This is a genomic window from Burkholderia sp. GW821-FHT14F03 (assembly GCF_058803765.1).
This window is the reverse complement of record NZ_JBXAPG010000110.1, coordinates 1-3,633: the sequence shown is the minus strand read 5'-3', so window position 1 is coordinate 3,633 and position 3,633 is coordinate 1. Positions and strand designations below refer to the sequence as shown.

Here is a 3,633-nt window from a genome sequence, read left to right as displayed (position 1 = left end):
TCCGCCCCGGCCTACATCACCTACAACACCGACGGCACGACCACGACCAACAACAACGTCGGCTCGGCGATCGACAATATCAACGCGAAGGGCATCAAGTACTTCCACGCCAATTCGACCGCCCCCGACAGCCAGGCCACCGGCCAGAACAGCGTCGCGATCGGGCCGAACGCAGTCGCCAACGTCGACAACTCAGTCGCGATCGGCAACGGCGCCACCACCTCCGCCGCCGTCCCGGTCTCATCGGCCACCGTCGGCGGCCTGACCTTCGGCAACTTCGCGGGCAGCAACCCGGTCGGCGTGTTCAGCGTCGGTGCGCCAGGCGCGGAACGCCAGGTCACCAACGTCGCCGCCGGCCAGATCAGCCAGACCAGCACCGACGCGGTCAACGGCAGCCAGCTGTTCGCGACCAACAGCAACGTCGCCTCGCTGTCCACCGGCCTCAGCACCACCAACAGCAACGTCGCCTCGCTCTCGACCTCGACCTCGACCGCCGTCAACTCGCTGTCCACCGGTCTCAGCACCACCAACAGCACCGTCTCGTCGCTCTCGACCTCGACTTCGACCGCCGTCAACTCGCTGTCCACCGGCCTGAGCACCACCAACAGCAACGTCTCGTCGCTCTCGACCTCGGCCTCGACCGGCATCAGCTCGCTGTCGACGGGCCTGAGCACCACCAACAGCAACGTCGCCTCGCTCTCGACCGGCGTGAGCAACATCAACAACCAGCTGACCGCGCTGTCGACGACGTTCAACAACAACACGATCCGTTCGAACAACACGACCGGCATCGCGGCCGACATGAACGGCACCGGCAACGACAAGCCGACCGTCACCGCCGGCTCGAACTCGGTCGCGATCGGCGCGAACTCCACCGACGGCGGCCGCTCGAACGTGGTCTCGGTCGGCAGCAGCACTGATCAGCGTCAGGTCATCAACGTCGCGCCCGGCACGCAAGGCACCGACGCCGTCAACGTCAACCAGCTGACCGCGCTGTCGACGTCGATGACGCAGACGCTGTCGAGCCAGCAGACGCAGATCAGCAGCCTCGGTTCGCAACTGCAACAGACGCAGCAGCAACTGCAGCAGACCGACCAGATGGCCAAGCAAGGTATCGCGGCGGTCGGCGCGATGGCTTCGATCCCGCAGCTGGATCGCGACGCGAACTTCGGCATGGGTGTCGGTACGTCGACCTTCATGGGCCAGAAGGCGATGGCCGTCAGCATGCAGGCCCGCATCACCGAAAACCTGAAGGCTTCGGTCAACGGCGGCTTCAGCGGCACCCAGAAGGTGATCGGCGCCGGCATGCTGTATCAATGGAAGTAAGCCGGGAGTATCCGGCCGCGTGGGAACATGCGGTCGGACGCTCACGCCGCCCGTGCGCATCGGCCCGGCGCGCGCGGCGCCCTGATCGACCAGCCGGCTCGCCTCCCGCGGGCCGGCACATCAAACCGATACGGTACGAAGCCGCCGATTCGTGCCGCCCGCGCTTCGGAGAAGAACGATGAAGAAACTTGCCACGCTTGCCCTGCTGCTCGCCGCGCTGTCCGGATGTTCCGGCGCGAGCGGACTCAATTATTCCGTCTCGTCGGTATCGATGCCGGGTCACGACCACGCCTACCGCGTAAGCTGCGGCGGCCTGCTCGGCGGTCCGAAGGCCTGCGAGAAAACCGCCGCGCGCATCTGCGGCGATCGCCAGGTCACGTCGCTCGAAACGACCGGCCCCTATCGATCGAAGGGCGGCGCCCCCGCGCCGGACAGCCTGACCTTCGAATGCGCGGACCCGGCTGCGTCCGTTTCGCCTGATACCAATCCGTAACCCGCATCCCGGGGAAGCGGACTACCCCGCTTCCCCCTCCTCACTTCCTCGCCCATCCGGCATCGAAAGCCGAACCCGCCCGCACTCCCCCGCCTTGCCTACCGAACAACCCGACATACCGGGTCAGCCGCCCGTCCGCGCATCACACGCGCCACCTCGGATAAATCCTACAAATGATTCTCTCGGAATATTCTTTAATTTAAACTTCAAAAATACGATACAAATCTCACAATTGATGAGAGGAAAAATGCATTGATGAAAACCCTTAATTCCTCTCTGTAAACTTTCGATCTTAAGTATTGAACACGTCTGCCAATTAAATTCCGCATTCCTCAGACATCCAAACCCAGCCTGCCGCTACGCCCCGCCTGCACTGGCTCGTCCCAGTCGAACACCCACCTCCAGCCGCACCATACCTTTCCTGGCCGGGCGCAAGCCAAAACCAAGATATTCAAGGAATGTTAACGCGCCATCATTAACAATATTTAAAGATTAATGATTTTAATTTTTCATTTCTTATCAATCTCAAAATCACCTATCCAATAGAATTTGCGCATCTAACTGAATAATCCGCGCGATCACATGGACATCAACAGGCCGCTATCAGTCTGGTGTGTTGCGTAAGCGCTTGGAGAGCACCCCGTCATGAATCGCACATACCGCTCCATCTGGAACGACGCGCTCGGCGCCTGGGTCGCGGCGTCGGAACTGGCATCGGCACGGGGGAAATCCAACCAGTCGTCGATCGCCAAGGCCGTTGCGGCCGTGATCCTGGCAGCCGCCGCGCAAGGCGGCCAAGCCTCGACGATCGCCGTGGGAACCGGCGCCACGCCGAGCGGTACGACGTGCGGCAACCCGGCCAGCGCCATGGGCCCGGATGGCACCACCACCTACACCTATGTCGCCAGCGTCGACGGCAGCAACTATTACTCGACGGTCGGCGGTTGTGCCGCGAACGGTAATGGAGTGTCCGGCGCCACGTTGTATGGCGCGTTCACGACCGTGAGCGGCAACGGCGGTTCAGCGTTCGGCTTCGGCGCAAAAGCGGCCCAGTGGGCCACGAGCGCCGGCCTGCAAGCCAATGCATCCGGGCAAAGCTCGAACGCATACGGCTTCAACGCATCCGCCGCCGGCACCGGCTCGGTCGCGATCGGCAACGCCGCGTCGGCCGTCTATACGAACAGCGTCGCGATCGGCACCGGCAGCGTGACGGGCGCCGCCGCCCCGACCGGCACCGGCTTCCTGACCGGCACCGCCGCGCCCTTGTCCGAAGTCTCGGTCGGCAGCTCGGGCGCACTGCGCCGGATCACCAACGTCGCCGACGGCTCCGCGCCGCAGGACGCCGTCACGGTCGCGCAGCTGAGCACCGGCATGAGCACCACCACGAGCAGGATCTCGAGCCTGTCGACCTCCGCATCGACCGGCCTCAGCTCGCTGTCCACCGGCTTGTCGACCACCAACAGCAATGTCACGTCCCTGTCCACTTCGACCTCGACGGGCATCACGTCGCTGTCCACGGGCCTGTCGACCGCCAACAGCAATATCACGTCGCTGTCGACCTCCACGTCGACCGGGATCACGTCGCTGTCCACAGGTCTGAGCACGACCAACAGCAGCATCACGTCGTTGTCGACCTCGGCATCGACCGGCCTCTCGTCGACCACGAGTTCGATCACCTCGCTGTCCACCTCGACCTCGACGGGCATCGGCTCGCTTTCGACCGGTCTCAGCACCACCAACAGCACCGTCTCGTCGCTCTCGACCTCCACGTCGACCGGCCTCTCGACGGCCAACAGCTCGATCGCTTCGCTGTC

The 3,633-nt window shown here is 63.7% G+C and carries 3 protein-coding genes; all 3 read left to right on the top strand.

All coding sequences use genetic code 11. The features are described from left to right. On the top strand, nt 1-1,326 hold a 1,326-nt coding region (locus tag AC1RQF_RS33160), incomplete at its 5' end, for a YadA family autotransporter adhesin (RefSeq protein ID WP_492874348.1). Nucleotides 1,327-1,504: 178 nt separating this feature from the next. Then, nucleotides 1,505-1,819: a hypothetical protein gene (locus tag AC1RQF_RS33155; protein WP_492874346.1), complete on the top strand. Its 315-nt coding sequence runs from the start codon at nt 1,505-1,507 to the stop codon at nt 1,817-1,819. Nucleotides 1,820-2,464: 645 nt separating this feature from the next. Then, on the top strand, nt 2,465-3,633 hold a 1,169-nt coding region (locus tag AC1RQF_RS33150; RefSeq protein ID WP_492874344.1), incomplete at its 3' end, for an ESPR-type extended signal peptide-containing protein.